The 16,510-nt window shown below is 44.4% G+C and carries 10 protein-coding genes; 5 read left to right on the top strand and 5 right to left on the bottom strand.

All coding sequences use genetic code 11. The annotated features are described in order from the left end of the window. The first annotated feature begins 198 nt into the window (after positions 1-198). From AB2J24_RS17225 to AB2J24_RS17205, 5 genes are all read left to right on the top strand, one after another. Positions 199-1,518, top strand: a complete 1,320-nt coding sequence (locus AB2J24_RS17225) for a sugar ABC transporter substrate-binding protein (protein WP_367386391.1) — start codon at positions 199-201, stop codon at positions 1,516-1,518. Between the two features lie 135 nt (positions 1,519-1,653). Next, positions 1,654-2,547 (top strand): carbohydrate ABC transporter permease, encoded by an 894-nt coding sequence (locus AB2J24_RS17220; RefSeq protein ID WP_162654866.1) that lies wholly within the window; start codon positions 1,654-1,656, stop codon positions 2,545-2,547. Continuing rightward, positions 2,544-3,371: a carbohydrate ABC transporter permease gene (locus AB2J24_RS17215; protein WP_367386390.1), complete on the top strand. Its 828-nt coding sequence runs from the start codon at positions 2,544-2,546 to the stop codon at positions 3,369-3,371. Before AB2J24_RS17220 ends, AB2J24_RS17215 begins: the two co-directional genes overlap by 4 nt. Before the next feature lie 15 nt (positions 3,372-3,386). Then, entirely contained in the window at positions 3,387-6,530 is a 3,144-nt protein-coding gene (locus tag AB2J24_RS17210; protein ID WP_367386389.1) for an alpha-mannosidase, read from the top strand. A 12-nt stretch (positions 6,531-6,542) separates the two neighbouring features. Next, entirely contained in the window at positions 6,543-7,610 is a 1,068-nt protein-coding gene (locus AB2J24_RS17205) for an ABC transporter ATP-binding protein (protein WP_367386388.1), read from the top strand. Positions 7,611-7,672: 62 nt separating this feature from the next. On the opposite strand, the gene AB2J24_RS17200 is transcribed toward AB2J24_RS17205, so the two are convergent. The 5 genes from AB2J24_RS17200 to AB2J24_RS17180 form a co-directional block, all read right to left on the bottom strand. Further along, complete coding sequence (locus tag AB2J24_RS17200; protein WP_162654870.1) at positions 7,673-8,701, bottom strand: LacI family transcriptional regulator; 1,029 nt, start codon at positions 8,699-8,701, stop codon at positions 7,673-7,675. Positions 8,702-8,935: 234 nt separating this feature from the next. Then, the gene (locus tag AB2J24_RS17195) at positions 8,936-10,537 is read right to left on the bottom strand and encodes a GMC family oxidoreductase (RefSeq protein WP_367386387.1); all 1,602 of its coding nucleotides are present in this window, start codon (positions 10,535-10,537) and stop codon (positions 8,936-8,938) included. A gap of 308 nt (positions 10,538-10,845) precedes the next feature. Beyond that, positions 10,846-11,478 (bottom strand): TetR/AcrR family transcriptional regulator, encoded by a 633-nt coding sequence (locus AB2J24_RS17190; protein ID WP_244627998.1) that lies wholly within the window; start codon positions 11,476-11,478, stop codon positions 10,846-10,848. A gap of 481 nt (positions 11,479-11,959) precedes the next feature. Beyond that, a complete protein-coding gene (locus AB2J24_RS17185; RefSeq protein WP_367386386.1) occupies positions 11,960-13,381 on the bottom strand; it encodes a phosphomannomutase in 1,422 nt (473 codons plus the stop codon). A 33-nt stretch (positions 13,382-13,414) separates the two neighbouring features. Then, a complete protein-coding gene (locus AB2J24_RS17180) occupies positions 13,415-15,649 on the bottom strand; it encodes an AGE family epimerase/isomerase (protein WP_367386385.1) in 2,235 nt (744 codons plus the stop codon). Between the last annotated feature and the right edge of the window lie 861 nt (positions 15,650-16,510).

The raw sequence follows: 16,510 nt of genomic DNA, 5'->3' as shown, positions 1-16,510 counted from the left end.
ATATCGCTTGTGACAAAATCAAGTTGTAGCAATGTAGTACGCTGATTTATTCGTCATTGTTGCGATCATAAGGAGAGATTTGGCAGTTAAAACAGCAAGATATCTTTCTTGGTAGTCGTATTTGACAATTTTAGTACAACGTTGTACTAACTAAATTGTGATAGTACAACGTTGTATTTATGCATCTGGGAGGATTATATGCGGAAACACATTATTGCTGGTCTGTTGGCCAGTGTTGCCTTGGGCATGGCTGGAACAGCTGCTCAAGCGGATATTACCATTACATATCCCACAGGCTGGGAAGAACTTATGGAGCCTGCATTTAAGGCTTTTGAGGAAAAGACTGGCGAAAAAGTTATTGCCACAGTTGTACCAAAAGACTTGGATCAGCGTATCACTGTAGATTTTGCAGGTGGTGCAGCAACTGATGTTGTGGTTTATGATAGCTATAGAACGGCTGAATATACCGAAAGTGGCTATTTGGCTGACTTGACTAACTACTCAACGAACTGGGCAGATTGGTCGCTTTATTTTGGTTCGCTTAAGGATATTTCCACTATTAACGGCGAAGTGCGCGGCGTTCCTGTTTACACTGATGTGCGTATGCTCTGGTATAACCGTGCCATTCTTGAGAAGGCAGGGGTGACTTTACCTTGGGAGCCTAAAACCTGGGCTGATATTCTTGATACGGCTGAGCAAGTTAAAAACAAAGTATCTGATGTTGAATATCCAATTTATTTCCCAGTTGGCACCAAGCTTGGTGAGGCAACAACAATGCAAGGCTTTTATATGGCGTTGCTAGGCGCTGACGGTAATGAAGGCGGTGCAAATCGCTTACGTGACTGGGATGAAAATAAATGGATTGGCGACAGTCCTGCTATCCGCAAGGTGCTTAACCTTTATCAGGATATTTTCATTAATCGCGAGCTTTCTGGTCGTGAGCTTTATTACACACCGGATGTATGGGGCGATATGCGTCGTGCCTTTGCAAATGGTAATATCGCGATTATGGCAAACGGTTCGTGGGAGTTTGGGTCAGTTTGGCGCGCAGCTGGCATCGAAAAAACGGCTGAGGAAAAGTCAGAGTTTATGGCTTGGACGCCATTTCCTGGTGACGGATCTGCAAATGCTCCGAGCTACAGCAATATTTCAGGTGGTTGGAATGTAGCAGTTGCAGAACAATCAGAGCAGAAAGACCTTAGCTGGCAGTTGATTGAAACAATTCTGGAAGCAAAATCTTATGCTAAATGGGTAGCTGGTCAAGGGCGTGTTGCAGTGCGTACAGATGCTTTGGAGGCTGATGTTTATCAAGCCGATGCCTATCTTGCCGCTATCTCTCCATTGGTTGAAAAAACCACAGGGCGTGACACGTTCCCGGGATATTCTTCTGTTTCGGCATTTGTTCAACAGGCCACGACTTCAATTCTTGAAGGCCTATCTGTTGATGAGGCTGTTGAAGAGTTTAAAGCAAATCTCGTTGATGAGTTTGGCGAAGAAGAAGTCAAAACAATCAAGTAAATCACTAATGTCCCACCGATATGTTCGGTGGGGCCTTCTATCGTAATAAGATGCGTGACGAGCGTGTCTTGTTTTGGACGAGCCGCGTCTTAATATGTTAGCTCTTCGTCTCGCTGTTTAAAAAGGTAAGTCGCCATGATTTCCACCTCACATGTCTGGCTCCGGCGCTCAACATCTCTTATGACAATCGCTGCAATACCAGCCATATTGTTTATAGGACTATTTATTTTTTATGCCGGATGGACGATTTGGGTCAGTTTTACTGATCTGGCGCTCTTGGGAAAGAAAGCTATCTCCCCCAATTTTATCTGGTTTGATAATTACATTCGTCTGATTACCCGTCGTGGATTTTTGGAATCTGTGTGGACCACAACAGTCTTCACATTCTTCTCGGCTATTGTCGGTCAATGCGGGTTGGGTTTTTTACTTGCGCTCCTGCTGAAAAACTATCCATTTCGATTGAAAGGAACAGTTGAGTTCGCGCTCCTGTTTGGTTGGCTTGCACCAGATGTTGTAGGTGCCTTTATGTGGAATGCGTTCGCCAGCCGCGATGGTTTTATAAATACTTTGGTCTTGAGCCCTCTTGGTTTTGATAACATAAACCTGCTGAACGCCTACGCGATGGAAGTTGTTGTAATCGCAAATATTTGGAAGGGAACTGCATGGTCGTATCTCCTGTTTTCAGCGGCCTTGGACACCGTTTCACGCGAAGTATTGGAAGCCGCCTATGTCGATGGAGCCAACGGACGGCAACGACTTCGCTATGTTCTTTTACCGCTCCTACGCGCTCAAATTGCAACTAACTTGCTATTTGTAACGATTTGGACCTATGCCTTCTTCTCCCTTATTTTTGCCCTCACTGGCGGTGGTCCAGGGCGTGAGACTGAGGTTCTTTCCATTTACATGTATAAACAGGCCTTTGATGTGGGTAAGTTGGGCTATGGCAGTGCTGTTGCAATAGCTATGATGGTTATTGTTGGCGGGTTGTCTATCATCTATCTACGGCTAAGTCAGGAGCGGGCAAAATGATCAGTGCTGTCAAACAATCGCCTGCACGTGTTAGCGCAACAAATTTATTATTGGCGTTCATAATTCTTGCCTGGCTTAGTCCGTTGAGTTGGCTGGTGATGACTTCGATAAACCCGCAAGCAACGGGAGGTTTCTCCATCCCGAGCAGTCTCAGCCTGGAACACTTTGCGTCTGTGATGACTGGCACGTCCTTGCGCCAATTCATAAATTCTATGGTTATTGCTATCATTACCGCAACTTTGACTACCATTTTGGCAACACTTGCCGCTTATCCGTTCTCGCGGCTTGATATTCCCTACAAGAACACCCTTTTGTGGAGCCTTGCATTGCTGCGTATTCTCCCAGCAACCGCCATTATCATTCCAGTCTTTTTGACTGGGAGGGTAATGGGGTTGTTGAATGCGGGAGGGGTCATCATGGTTATGACGCTGCTTAATTTGCCGTTTGCCGTTTTACTGCTTAAAAACTTTTTTGACACGATCCCTACTGAACTAGAGGAAGCGGGTTATATGGAAGGCGCAACGCTTTGGCAGAGTATTTTGCATATTGTGCTGCCATTGTCTCGAGCGGGTCTGGCTGTGATCTGGTTTATGGCATTTACCAGTGCTTGGAATGAATTCTTATTTCCTTTCTTAATGTTGCGCAGCGATGAACATTTTCCAATGGCAGTTGGTCTTTATGCGTCTTTCGGTCAGTATGGTGCAACAAATTACGGCTTCCTGACCGCTTATTCTATTATTTATGCGGCACCAGCTGTTCTCGTCTACTTCCTGTTAAAACGTAACCTTACAACAGGTTTTGCAGGCGTTGGGGTCAAAGGTTAACAAGGGAGTCAGGACATGAACCTGTCAAAACAGCAAGAGAAGCTGGCACGTTATCTTGCCGAGTTAGAGCAACATGCGGAATGGTCGGCGGAAGACCATGTAAAGCTGCATTTTCGAATTACTGAAGATGATGATGCTTCAGTATTAGCGGAAGATTGGCGCAGTTGGGACGTGGTTCCTCAGGACCTGATTTGGGGAGGTGCCAAGCGACATCATTGGTTTGCTGCCGAAATTGCGCTGACCGGACAGCCTGAAGGCGCAAAGCCTATCTTTAAGATCAAGGCCCAGAATGAAATTCTGATGGGCAGAACGCAAGGGCAGGGGCTGGTTTGGCTCAATGGCGAATATCTGCAAGGGGTTGACGGGTATCATGCTGAAATTGATTTGACGCAAGTTTTGGCCCCAGGTGATACGGGCATTTTGCACATTAATCATTATACCGGTGATGCAAGCCGACTGTGCGGTTATGCATTGGAGCGGTTCTGGCGCGACCAAGAGGCTACAGACCTATATTATGATCTGCATGTTCCTTTTGAGGTTGCCGTTCGACTGCCGGATACGGACTTGCGTAAGCATAAAATTTTGACCTTGATTGATGATGCATTTCGACTTATCGATTTTAGAGATCGTAATCATTTCATCGCATCGCTTAAGCCTGCGGCTGAAATTGCTGCCAAGATATATGAGCTAACGGATACTGAAGAAAAGCCGATTGCGAGTTGTATTGGACACACACATTTAGATGTTGCGTGGTTATGGCCGGTTTCGCAAACACGCGAAAAAATGCTCCGCTCGATGGCAACAGCCCTCAAACTTCTGGATGAAAACCCTGACTTTATGTTCATGTATAATCAGTGTGTGATGTTTGATTATTTGGAGCAAGATGCGCCCGAGTTACTTGAGCGTGTTAAGCAACATGTCAAATCAGGTCGCTTTGAAATTGAGGGCGCAATGTGGCTTGAGCCAGATGTAAACATCATTTCAGGTGAATCCATGGTTCGCCAAATTCAACGTGGCAAACGCTATCATCGCAAGCATTTTGACGTAGATCCCAAAATTCTCTGGTTGCCGGATACGTTTGGTTATTCTGCAGCTATGCCGCAGATAATGCGTAAAGCAGGTGTTGAATTTCTGGTAACAAGTAAATTATCGTGGAGCGATACCAACCGGATGCCTCATGATACATTTTTTTGGACGGGGATAGATGGTACAGATGTAAACACCTATTTGATTACCACCCAGCGGGATGACGCCACGACAATTCGCACCGTATATGAGCCGGATTTGGATGTGTCTTATGTTATGGGGGCGTGGAACAGATACGAACCCAAAAATGTGAATGACAACTACCTAATTCCTTATGGTCATGGCGATGGCGGCGGAGGGGTTACCCAAGAAATGATCGAAGTCGGGCGCCGAATGGAGCGAGGCATTCCGGGCTGCCCATCAGTGAAGTTTGAAGGTGTGACGCCATTTATCAATCGCTTGGGCGATAAAATGGGAAAAGAACCAGATCGGTTTCCTAAATGGGTAGGTGAACTTTATCTTGAATATCACCGTGGCACGTTAACGTCGATTGCCAAGAATAAGCGCAATAACCGATTGGCTGAAGACCGATTGCAAGATCTGGAGTTCGTTTTGGCGGCAAACAAGATTGATAACGCTGCAAGCGACCTTCAATCTGAGGCGCTGGCGGAGTTTTGGCGCGTCATACTGCTCAATCAATTTCATGATATTTTGCCTGGCACGTCAATTGCAGAAGTTTATGAAGATAGTGATCGCGAATATGCCGAGTTTTTTGCAGATAGTTATGCTGCATTAAAATCGGCGTTGGGACATCACTGCTCTGGCGATATTGCACTTATAAATGCTTTGGGTAGCGACAGAAGTGGCGAGTTAGTGACACTTCCATTTGATCTTGCACAAACAGGAACTCAGTTATCCTCTGGTTCAGGTAGCACACCGCTTCAAGCCATAACTCGGGCAGATGGTAGCACTGAATGGGTTGCGCCAGTTGCTAATATTCCGGCTACAAGTATTCTCAATCTATCTGTTACACCAGACAGAACGGGTGTTGCAAGCAGTGGTTTAAACGCTTCCAAACATATGCTCGAAAACTCATTCCTGCGAGTCGAATTTGCAGAGAATGGGGAAATCACTTCTGTGTTTGACAAAGCGGCTGGTCGTGAACTTCTCAAGCCAGGCAGCGTAGCTAATCAACTTCAAGCGTTTGAAGATAAACCTATACAATGGGATGCTTGGGATGTTGATTGGTATTTTGATCAAAAATATTGGCCAGTGGATACGTGCGCTAATTTTGAACTGATAGAGGAAGGTCCTCATAGAGCAGCGCTTAAGGTGGAACGAAATTATGCTGGTTCAAAAATCGTGCAGATCATTTCGTTGGCACAAGACTCAATGGTTCTTGAGTTTGATACCTATGTCGACTGGAATGAAAGTCAGACTTTGCTCAAAGCGGGTTTTGAATTTGCACTTAATAGCAATGAAGTGAAATCCGAAATTCAGTTTGGTCACGTTACGCGGCCCACCCATGCAAATACCAGTTGGGATATGGCGCGGTTTGAAGCGAGTATGCATCGTTGGGTTGCCATGAGTGAAGGTGATTATACGGTGGCACTTATTAATGATAGCAAGTATGGATATGATGCACGTGGGCAGCGTATTCGCATGACGCTTATAAAGTCGGGCATTTTCCCATTTGAAACTGCTGACCGTGAACAACATCATTGCAGATATGGACTTACCTTTGCCACCGGTTCAAACACTATTGCTACAATTTCACGCCGCGCGGAAGCCTTTAGTCATCCGCTCATGGCAATTGCCGTCGAGAATGGTGGAAATGCAGAAGCAGACGATCAAAATGGTTTGCTGAGTATAGACACTAAAAATGTTGCAATTCACGCCATCAAGCCGAACGAGGACGAAGATGAAATAATAATTCGTCTGGTCGAAGAGAGTAATCGCCAGACAACTGCAAAAATCAGTTTCGGATTTCCAGTCAAAAGCGTCCGCTTAGTCGATCTTATGGATCAGCATGAAGCGGATTTAGAAGTTGATGAAGACGGGTCTGCGATCGTGAAATTCCGTGCATTTGAAATTATCACACTAGCGGTCGCCAAACAGCGCGACCCGAATTAAGGAGTGGGGAACATGGCAGTTTTATCCGCAGTTAACCTCAAGAAAAATTATGGCGATGTTAATGTAATTCCTAACCTTAACCTAGATGTGGAGGAGGGGGATTTCACGGTTCTGGTGGGCCCGTCAGGGTGTGGTAAATCAACCCTGTTGCGCATGATGGCTGGCCTAGAAGATGTTACAAACGGAGAGTTGCAGATTGATGGCCGTAGAGCCAATGACCTGCACCCGCGTGAGCGAGGCGTCTCAATGGTGTTTCAATCATATGCACTTTACCCTCATATGACTGTTGCCGATAACATCGGTTTTGGTTTGAAACTTGAAGGGCGCAAAAAAAGCGAAATAAAGCAGGCTGTTCATGAGGTTGCAGATACGCTTCAATTGGGAGAACTTTTAGAGCGCAAACCCGGCCAACTTTCTGGCGGGCAAAGACAGCGCGTAGCAATTGGCCGTGCAATTGTGCGTAAGCCTCGCATAATTTTGTTTGATGAGCCTTTGTCTAATCTTGATGCCAAACTACGTGTTGAGATGCGCATGGAGTTGATGAAATTCCATCGCAATCATAACATTACAACAATCTATGTTACCCACGATCAAGTCGAAGCGATGACAATGGCAGATAAAATTGCCGTTATGGAAAAGGGGCATATTCAGCAATTTGATACACCCAAAAACCTGTTTTCTGCTCCGGCCAATCCCTTCGTTGCGGGTTTTATTGGCTCACCACAAATGAATTTGTTTGATATCATGAAAGTGACCGATGCAAGTTTGCAAACCAGCGGCAATGCCGAGATCAAAATCAACCCAAGTGCGGCATCTCATTTTTCGGATATCGCAGCACTAGGTGTTCGCCCAGAGCATCTCTCTATTCATGAGCAGTCAGACAATTTGAGTATTGAAGCTGAGGTAGACCTAATTGAAAGTCTCGGCGATGAAAGCATCATCCATTTTGTATCAGGCAATGAACGTATTACTGGGCGGTTTTATACAGAAATTAACTGTCAAATCGGGCAAAAACTGTTTCTATCCTTTGATATGGAACACGTTCATTTATTCGATGAGAAGAACAATAGAGTAAGCTAGTATTTTGAGTTAACTGAAAGGTTTTTGCCTTTCAGCCTCCCGGCAAGATTAACTCGCAAGATTTAATCTTGCCACATCACTTTAGGCGCACCAATCATTTGCAGATCTTCAGGTGCTTCGCCATTGATGCGCCGGATCAGTAATTTGGCAAGCACTTCACCTGCGCCGATAAGGTCTTCCGAAATCATGTCCAGTCTGGGACGACAAAAGTCCAGCATTGTTGAGGTTCGGCGCGAGACAATATCTATATCTTTGCCGATGATAACATCAGATTCAATGAGCGCATCGATGAGCGCCAGGCTACCGATATCACTGGAACTAATAATACCATCAGGTAAGCTATGATTGTTGGCAGCACGAAGCACCGCTTCGTGCATCGCAGCTGCGAAAGGTTTCACTCCTTGGGCCGGATTAAGAGTGCTTACTTTGGCACCTTCCTCTTGTGTTGCCCGGTGGAGGCCCGCCTTTGCGTGCTCAAAATAAGTAAGTCCCACTGTGCCTGACGCTATTGCCAGGTTCTTTCGTCCTTTTTGTATCAGTCGTTTTGCCGCCTGATACACGAATGCCTCATTGTCGAAATCATAATAAGCATGAGGAACAGCAAGGTTTGTTCGTCCGTGAGTTACAAATGGAAAGTCCAGCTCTGTTAACAGCTTAACCCGCTTGTCATCTGGTGTAGTATTGGTAAAAATTATGCCATCAGCAGCGTGAGAGGTGGCGATGTCGCGGAAGACTTCTATTTCATCGGTGTGAGCAAAAATGGGTGTGAATGACATTTCATACGGGGTAGCACTTAATGCGGTCGATACGCCGGTAACAATTCGACGTTCAAAGTCAGAAATATCATCGGAGTGGTCAACCGCAACTGTAATTACGAACGTGCGCCCGGTTCGAAGGCCAACACCAGACCTGTTCGGGCGATAGCCTATCTCGCGCGCAACCGCGTGGACGCGTTTGACGGTTTCAGCATTTAGATTGCCACCACCCCTTAGCGCCTTTGAGACAGTTGTTATAGCAAGCCCGGTACGTTCTGCAATCGACTTCAAGGTCGGTTGATTGCGCCGTTTTTGTCTTGGTTCTTGTTCTAACATAAAATTGTTACTTCCATGATACTTAAGCTACCACAAAACCACCCTTATGCCGAGCTTTGAAGTACGTATCTTGATGTTTTCCAAGTACTTTACAGGTTCATTTTAAAACGGCTCGCAACTATGTCCCTTTGGTCGAGTTGTATATGTTTTGGTTTGTAGAAAATACAACGTAATGAAGCACGTCTAACCTTGCCGCGCTGCGCTTTTGCCGTCCTTCATAAAGGTCTTCAAAGACTACGGTCGTAATATCATATTTGCAGCCTTTTCAGCGATCATGATCGTCGGCGAATTTGTGTTACCAGAAGGGATTGTTGGCATAATGGATGCGTCGACAACGCGTAATCCACTCACCCCTTTAACTCGCAAATCCGGCCCAACAACGGCTTCTTTATCTGGTCCCATGCGACAAGTACCAACGGGATGAAAAATTGTTGTGCCAATATCACCGGCAACTTTGGCCAGGTCTTCATCAGATTGATATTTGTTTCCCGGTTTAATTTCGAAAGGTTGATATTTATCCATAGCGGGTTGTCTGGCAAGCTCGCGCGCTAAACGAATGGCACGTGCCGCTACTCTTTTGTCCGCTTCCGCACTCAGATAGTTGGGATTAATTGTTGGATGCGTTGCGGGATCAGGCGTTTTGATGTGGCTTGACCCGCGACTTTGCGGGCGTAATGGCACAACACTAGCCGTGAATGCCGGAAATGGGTGCAATGGGTCTCCGAATTTTTCGAGTGACAACGGTTGGACGTGAAATTCCAGATCTGCAGTTTCAATTTCTGGTCCGGATTTGGCAAATATCCCCAACTGGCTGGGAGCCATTGACATCGGCCCTTTTCGCGACAGAACATATTCAAGACCAATGCCAATTCGCCCCAATATTGAACCTGCTCTCTGATTAAGTGTTTTGACATTTTTGACACGAAAAGCAACGCGTAGTTGCAAATGGTCCTGTAGGTTTTCACCCACTCCATCTGATTGATGAACTACATTGATCCCCATTTTTTTCAGGTGTGTTGGGTTGCCTATCCCTGACAATTCCAAAATTTGCGGAGAGCCCACCGCACCCGCCGCTAAAATAACTTCGCCATTGGTCAGATATGTCTCACTTTTACCGTAACGTTCTACCTCAACACCACATGCGCGTTTGCCTTCGAATATGACACGTTGTACCTGCGCATGGGTTATTACAGTCAGGTTAGTACGTTTCTTGGCGGGCCGTAAGAAACCTTTGGATGTGTTCCATCGCCAGCCACTTTTTTGGTTTACGCGGAAATAGGAAGAACCTTCATTATCTCCACGATTGAAATCTTCAACCTTGGAGATTCCTATCTGTTCGGCTGCATCTTGATAGGCATCCAAAATTTCCCAAGACAGACGTTGTTTTTCTACGCGCCACTCGCCACCTGATCCGTGCATTTCATCAGCGCCATCATAATAGTCTTCCGATTTTTTGAAGTAGGGTAAAACATCCTCCCAACCCCATCCTGTATTTCCCATCTGACGCCAACCGTCATAATCATTTGCTTGCCCTCGCATATAGATCATACCGTTGATTGATGAGCATCCGCCTAAAACCCGCCCGCGAGGGTAGTTCAATGCACGCCCATTCAGTCCTTCTTGTTCGGTTGTTTTATATTTCCAATCAGTGCGGGGGTTACCCATGCAATAAAGGTATCCAACCGGTACATGTATCCAGATGTAGTTATCTTTACCGCCGGCTTCTAACAGCAGAACTTTGTTCTTTGGGTCTGTTGACAAGCGGTTGGCCAGAACACAACCTGCGGATCCGCCACCAACAATGATAAAGTCGTAATTTGTAGAAGATTCGATCATGATACTGCCTGTCGTTGAAGAGGTGATGAAGTCTTGTGCACCAAATGCGTGGTTATAAGATTCTTAGTTCGTAGCCACATGAGCGTACATACTAATGTGAGCTTTCTAAAAGCAGTAAGGTAGGCTTTTTCCGACAGGTGGCAGTCATGCAAAAATTTGATATTCAAAGCGATACTTTTTCCGCTACGATTAAGCCATATAGGGTTTGCGCTTTTCGCAACCATACTGTTCATCTTCGTCCTTTCCTTAAAATATTAGAAACTTAGTTATTCAAAAAATAGACCGATCGACTAGTTAAATATGAAAAATTACCGCGCATACCCTGATAAAAAACCTTTCATAAATTGGCGTAGTGGTGCTTCAGACTGTTCGAGTTTAGCGCGCAAAACAGCACCTTCCCAGCCGATCCAGAAATACTCAGCTGCGGCATCGCAATCGATATCAGGGTGAATTTCACCCATGTCGACTGCTGCTTTTAAGCAGGTGGCAGTGCGGTTCTGCCAAGTGTGAAAAACATCAATCAATAGATTGCGATATGCAGGAGGTAGTGCACCCATTTCCTGACCCAGGTTACCCACAAGGCAGCCGCGCGTAAATTCAAACCGTTGCATGCCAATTACTGCATCCTCAACAAAATCTTCCATTCGTTGAAGAGGTGCGCGCGCTTCATTAAGTAATATGCGGTCTAATTTCGACGTGAAATAAACTGCGTACCGGTCAATCAGTTGAGCGCCGAAAGCTTCTTTACTTTTGAAATAATGATAAAATGATCCTTTGGGAACATCGACGCTCCGTAGGATTTCATCAATACCTGTCGCCGAAAAACCTTTTGCGGTTAGTGCTGCCACTCCGGCGTTCAAGAGCGCTTCGCGGGTTTCGCTGTGGCCAGTCATTTCTTTGGGTGGTCGGCCACGGCGACGTTTTTCAGTATTCGTTTGCAAGTATATAGCTCCAGTATCTAATTATTTTATTAGACCGATCGTCTATTAAAAGTCAAGAAGGCTTTAAAACCGTGTTTTTCGCGGGCATGATTTAGTTTTGTGTTACATACGACTCATCAGACTAACCTGATAGAAATATGCTTGTTTGAAGTTGATAAAAGAGCCAAGAATACATCAACTTAGGTATACTCATAGATTGTTATTAACAATGTATTTAGGGCAGTTGTGGGTTCTTGTGTATATAATAATCCATTTTTTAAGTAATCCGCCATCGGAAATGTTTGGAATCTAAGGTTATATTCTCATTTCATAAATTTACATTGGGCTTGCCAGATAAAGAGTGATTCTTTCTGTGGGGTCGCAAGCGTATGTTTCTCCATGTTAGTAACGGTGCTGGTTTTATTTGATAACAATAGCTCCATATCTCCGCCTCCATGAATCTTCATGAAAGCAGTATAAGTTGATGGATTTCTTCAGAAGATTACTTCACAGCAACATGAGATCGGATATGTGTGATTACTTTTCTAACAAGTTCGTCAGCGTGTGTTTCATCTCTTGCTTCAATATAACACCGCATTTCCGGAGCATTTCCTGATGGGCGAAGATGAATTATCTCTTCATTATCGAGTGTTACACGCAAACCATCAATTGTGTTGATGTTGGCGATTTTTCCAAATGATGCAAAAAAACGATCACTTGAAACTCTGTTATTTTTAAGTTCGGCAATTAGTTTTTGACCAACATCGGTTGGAAACTCCTGAATACGACCTGCCTGGGTGGTGGGTAGAGCATGATCTATCACCAACTCTGAAAGCGACTTATTCCTAGAAAAAGCCAGAGAAAGTGGTGCCAGAAGTGGTAATATACAATCTCGTGTTGGTAATGCATCAAGTGTTTTGCTACCTATCGCAATATCACTTGCAACAAGAAAGCCACCGTTAGCTTCAAAGCCTGTAACGCGTGTGCCGCCTTGTGCAATTGCTTCGTTCATTGCTTCGATAACGTAAGGTGACCCGACGCGTGTTTTGGTGACTTTCACATGATCGGTATCTTTAATTCCGGAGTTGGAACTAATTGGTGTGGCTATCCTGTCAGCTTCTAAGAAGCGACATGTAATAAAGCCAAGCACATCACCTTTGATAACCTTGCCATTTTCATCTGATAAAAGCGGTCGGTCCGCATCTCCATCGGTAGAGATGATAGCGTCAAGGTTATATTCTGGCGTCCATTTTTTAATCGTGGCTTGAGTTTCTTCGCTCACTGCTTCCGTATCCACTGGAATAAAGCCCTCCGAACGACCAAGCGAGATGGTCTCCGCACCAAATGATTGTAATAAATCATGCAAGAAATCACGTGCAACGGAGCTATGTTCATAAATACCAATGCGTTTGCCCAAAAATGCATCTGCTGGAATTAATCCGGAAAATCGCTCGGCAAAAAGCTTCATTGCAGCCTTATGTTCATTGCTAATATTGAAGGTGTTAGCTGCGGTTTGAATTTCAACGTCATTTGCAAAATTCGCGATAGCTATTTCATCTGTTTTATCGATTTCACCATCTCCACGGTAGAATTTGATACCATTCCGGTCCGATGGAATATGTGAACCGGTAATCATAATTGATGCTGAAGCATTCTTCATGGCGTAATTTGCAAGTGCTGGTGTCGGCAAGGCACCACAATCTATCGGAACGAACCCTTCGAGAAATACTGCATTGAATGTTTGAGTTGCAATTTTCAGGCTTGAGGGGCGAAAATCCTGTCCAATATAGACATTATCCCCTTTTTTCGCAGAACCTTTAGCAATTAGATGACGTAGATAGCCGCGTACATGTCGTTCGCAGGTTCCATCTGTTATATCTTTGACAAGCCCACGTAGACCGCTTGTGCCAAATTTTGCGGGCATTATCGTTTCCTCTTGTGAGTCTGATTTAAAATATCACAATGCATCTTTATGTTCTAAATATTCAATGAAAGCGCAAAAGACATGATAGAAAGTGCTTGAAGGCATATTCTCAGACACAACATGTCCTTTATCATCGATTCCATCATACCACCCGCCCTCTATTGGAGTGTTTAGATATCTATTGTAAAGCTGATCAAGCATACGAACCTGCAAGTTGCCATCCACATGCATATTATGCTGTTCCATCGCAATGGAAGCTTTTAACGCCTCGGTCTGGCACCACATTCGCCCAATTGGTGAAAGGTTGGTGCCATCAGCATTGACGAATTGTGCAACGCCATCGGTCTTTACATGATGACCAAAAGAGAGCGCTGTCGCATAAATTTTTCGCGCGTAATTGTAAACAGACCGATCTCCAGACATTTTTGAGTATCTTAGAAGCAGCCAGACCCATTCGTAATGATGCCCTGGCTCCACCAGATTGGTGCCATCTTCAAGTGGTGTCCAAGATGTGTCAAACATTTCATGCACACGCCAGTTTTCATGATCAAAGAATTTAGTCTTGAATAAATCGACAAGTTTTGCAGCTCGATCAAGATAGTCCTGTTCTCCAGTTGCTTCATACCAAGCAAGCATTGCCTCAAAGAAATGCATGTGCGGATTGGCCCTGCGAATATCGGGCTTCTTCGTTGTTTCGAAGTAACCACCCAGGTCAGGATCAGCTAATGTCTCATCCACAAACTTAAGCGTTTTTTCACCCCATTCTTTAGCAAGTGGAGACTTTGTCGCCTGCCACAAGGTCGCCATTGCAAGTAGCACAAAGCATTGATCATACATATCGCGCATGTCATCTTGTATTGTTCCATCGGGATTATATAGATGAATGAAACCGCCATCATCATGCCAGCCCGTTGTAATTAATGTATTTAGGCAATGGTCGGTAATCCTGACGCATTCATCGCGATTCCAACCGAGTTCATATGCTTTCGCATAGCAATATATTTGTCGCGCTGTAACTCTGAGACGTCTTTGGCCAAGATCAACAGGGTTGCCTGCGTAATCCAGTGCTTCATGGGCACCGCCGAATTTATAGTCAAATCCATGTTCAGCCCAGAAAGGAAGCGCTTTATCAAAGACCCAATTTTTAACGGTATCAATATAGGGAACAGTTTTGCCAGATGTATTGACCATTTTGGGCGGCCAGCTTGTTTTGGATATTTGATTATGAAGTTCTTTGACCATATGACTTTTATCGCGATGAACCACCATCAAAGCATCGGCGAGAGAAACAATAACCAAATCATCTATGCCTGCCACTGCCACGGGGCGATCTTGTACTCTTATATAGCTATTACTAACTTTATGTGAGACAATGTCACCAATCAACACATTGTTATTTTTGTCTTGAGGTGAGATCTCATACAATCGGTTCCAAGAGCCTAAGTCGCTCCAATCGAAACTGGCTTCTATAGTACGAATATGTGTGGCACTTTGCATTATTCCATAGTCAATAGATATTTTCTTGCATCGTTCGAAATCTGCTTCTCTCAAGAAGAGAAGGTTACCTTCACGTTTTCCGTTTTGTGATGCTAATTTTGCATGATGCCAAATGTCTGGCTGCTGTCGCTCCAACTCAGTTACCATATCTTTAACGCGGAACATGAATATGCCGCCATTCCAGAAAAAGGAACCTGCTTCGAGAAATGCTTTGGCGTCTTCTGCGTTTGGTTTTTCTTTAAAGCGCAGCACGTCATAAATTGGGCCATCGTCGTCGGCATGTTCAATATAACCAAATTGTGTCTCGGGTCGCGTAGGTTTTATACCAATGGTCATTATTCCACCAGAAACTGCAACAGATTGAGCTGCCGTCTGCATGACTGAATTAAAACTTTTGATATCGGTCACATGGTGGTCCGAAGGAAGAACTAAGACAATTTGATTTGGATCGGTGTCAGCCAACTCTGCAATTGCCGCTGCAATTGCTGCTGATGTTTCGCGCATGCAAGGTTCTAGTATTATGCTATCAATATCTGCAATTGAAGTGCGACATTGTTCCGAAATTTCAGCGGCAAAATGCGTGGAGCCGATCACGCAAGCTGAGCCATACAATTCTTCATTTCCGTTTGCGGCGGCAACTCTATCAAGTGTGGCGACAAGCATTGTCTTTCTACCAGCTAGTCGGTGAAACTGTTTCGGGGCATGTGCTCGTGATAATGGCCATAAACGACTGCCAGAGCCACCACACAAAATAATCGGTGCTATGTTCAAGTTTAAATTTCCTCTTAAATGCCTTGTTGAAGAGTATATTGTAAGTGCAAATATTTTGTTACGGTTCCGCGAGGCTTTATAAGCGTGGGTTGATACCAAATTGAATTTGTGAATGACACCTTGTTGAGACATGATGACATTTTCGTTTTATTATAATGGGGGTGTGACAAGTGAATTGTTGCGCATGTAACTTCTTTATCTGTCAAACCTGAAACAGTCCACATACGAGTTTCTCAATCCAAATTAAATCCGTTCAAAACCTCGCTCACGGCTAACAAAATATGGCGGGTTTCTTGATTGAGTCACGAGCTGGGATGATTTTACTCCAATAAGGCGGTTCTAATGATCAATCATGTAAGCGGGCCTTCGTTCTACTTATTTAGAGGGCGTAGTATTATTGCATGCTATACAATCTTCGTGAAAATGAAGTTTGGTGCTCATTACGGCTAATGTTTTCATAAGCCTAACGTTAATATTGATTGCTAATGTATATATGCTGTTATTTCATCGGAGTCGTACTGTTTAATGTGGGTTGAGAAACTTGTGATGTAGTCTTTCTCGGGTACCTTTATTCTTTCTCAGTGCGCCGTACTAAATGTCGTACTAGATATTGTATATTTAAGCATTCATCTGTCTATAAGCCATGAAAAAGCCCAGTATTTGTCTGTTTCAGAAAAGTAGAGTAATGTAAGCTTAGGCTGACATTAAAGGCACCACGAAATTAATTTTACTTTTTGTGATATTTTTGTGAAATATAGTTTGACATGTTTTATTGTTTGGTTCTATAAGGCGTCTACCGGAGCTTGGCAGCTTAGGTTGCCGGCGGGCTTCAACGTGTTTGTTGAGGACAGTGGGTTTCGG

It is taken from the genome of Lentilitoribacter sp. EG35, assembly GCF_040784015.1.
GTDB lineage: Bacteria > Pseudomonadota > Alphaproteobacteria > Rhizobiales > Rhizobiaceae > Lentilitoribacter.
Note: the sequence above shows the minus strand (reverse complement) of the source record. Positions and strands in the feature narration are given on the sequence as shown.

Excerpts from the sequence above, each read along its gene's own strand:
- AB2J24_RS17225 (WP_367386391.1), top strand. The coding sequence starts at position 199 with ATGCGGAAACACATTATTGCTGGTCTGTTGGCCAGTGTTGCCTTGGGC.
- AB2J24_RS17220 (WP_162654866.1), top strand. The coding sequence starts at position 1,654 with ATGATTTCCACCTCACATGTCTGGCTCCGGCGCTCAACATCTCTTATG.
- AB2J24_RS17215 (WP_367386390.1), top strand. The coding sequence starts at position 2,544 with ATGATCAGTGCTGTCAAACAATCGCCTGCACGTGTTAGCGCAACAAAT.
- AB2J24_RS17210 (WP_367386389.1), top strand. The coding sequence starts at position 3,387 with ATGAACCTGTCAAAACAGCAAGAGAAGCTGGCACGTTATCTTGCCGAG.
- AB2J24_RS17205 (WP_367386388.1), top strand. The coding sequence starts at position 6,543 with ATGGCAGTTTTATCCGCAGTTAACCTCAAGAAAAATTATGGCGATGTT.
- AB2J24_RS17200 (WP_162654870.1), bottom strand. The coding sequence starts at position 8,701 with ATGTTAGAACAAGAACCAAGACAAAAACGGCGCAATCAACCGACCTTG.
- AB2J24_RS17195 (WP_367386387.1), bottom strand. The coding sequence starts at position 10,537 with ATGATCGAATCTTCTACAAATTACGACTTTATCATTGTTGGTGGCGGA.
- AB2J24_RS17185 (WP_367386386.1), bottom strand. The coding sequence starts at position 13,381 with ATGCCCGCAAAATTTGGCACAAGCGGTCTACGTGGGCTTGTCAAAGAT.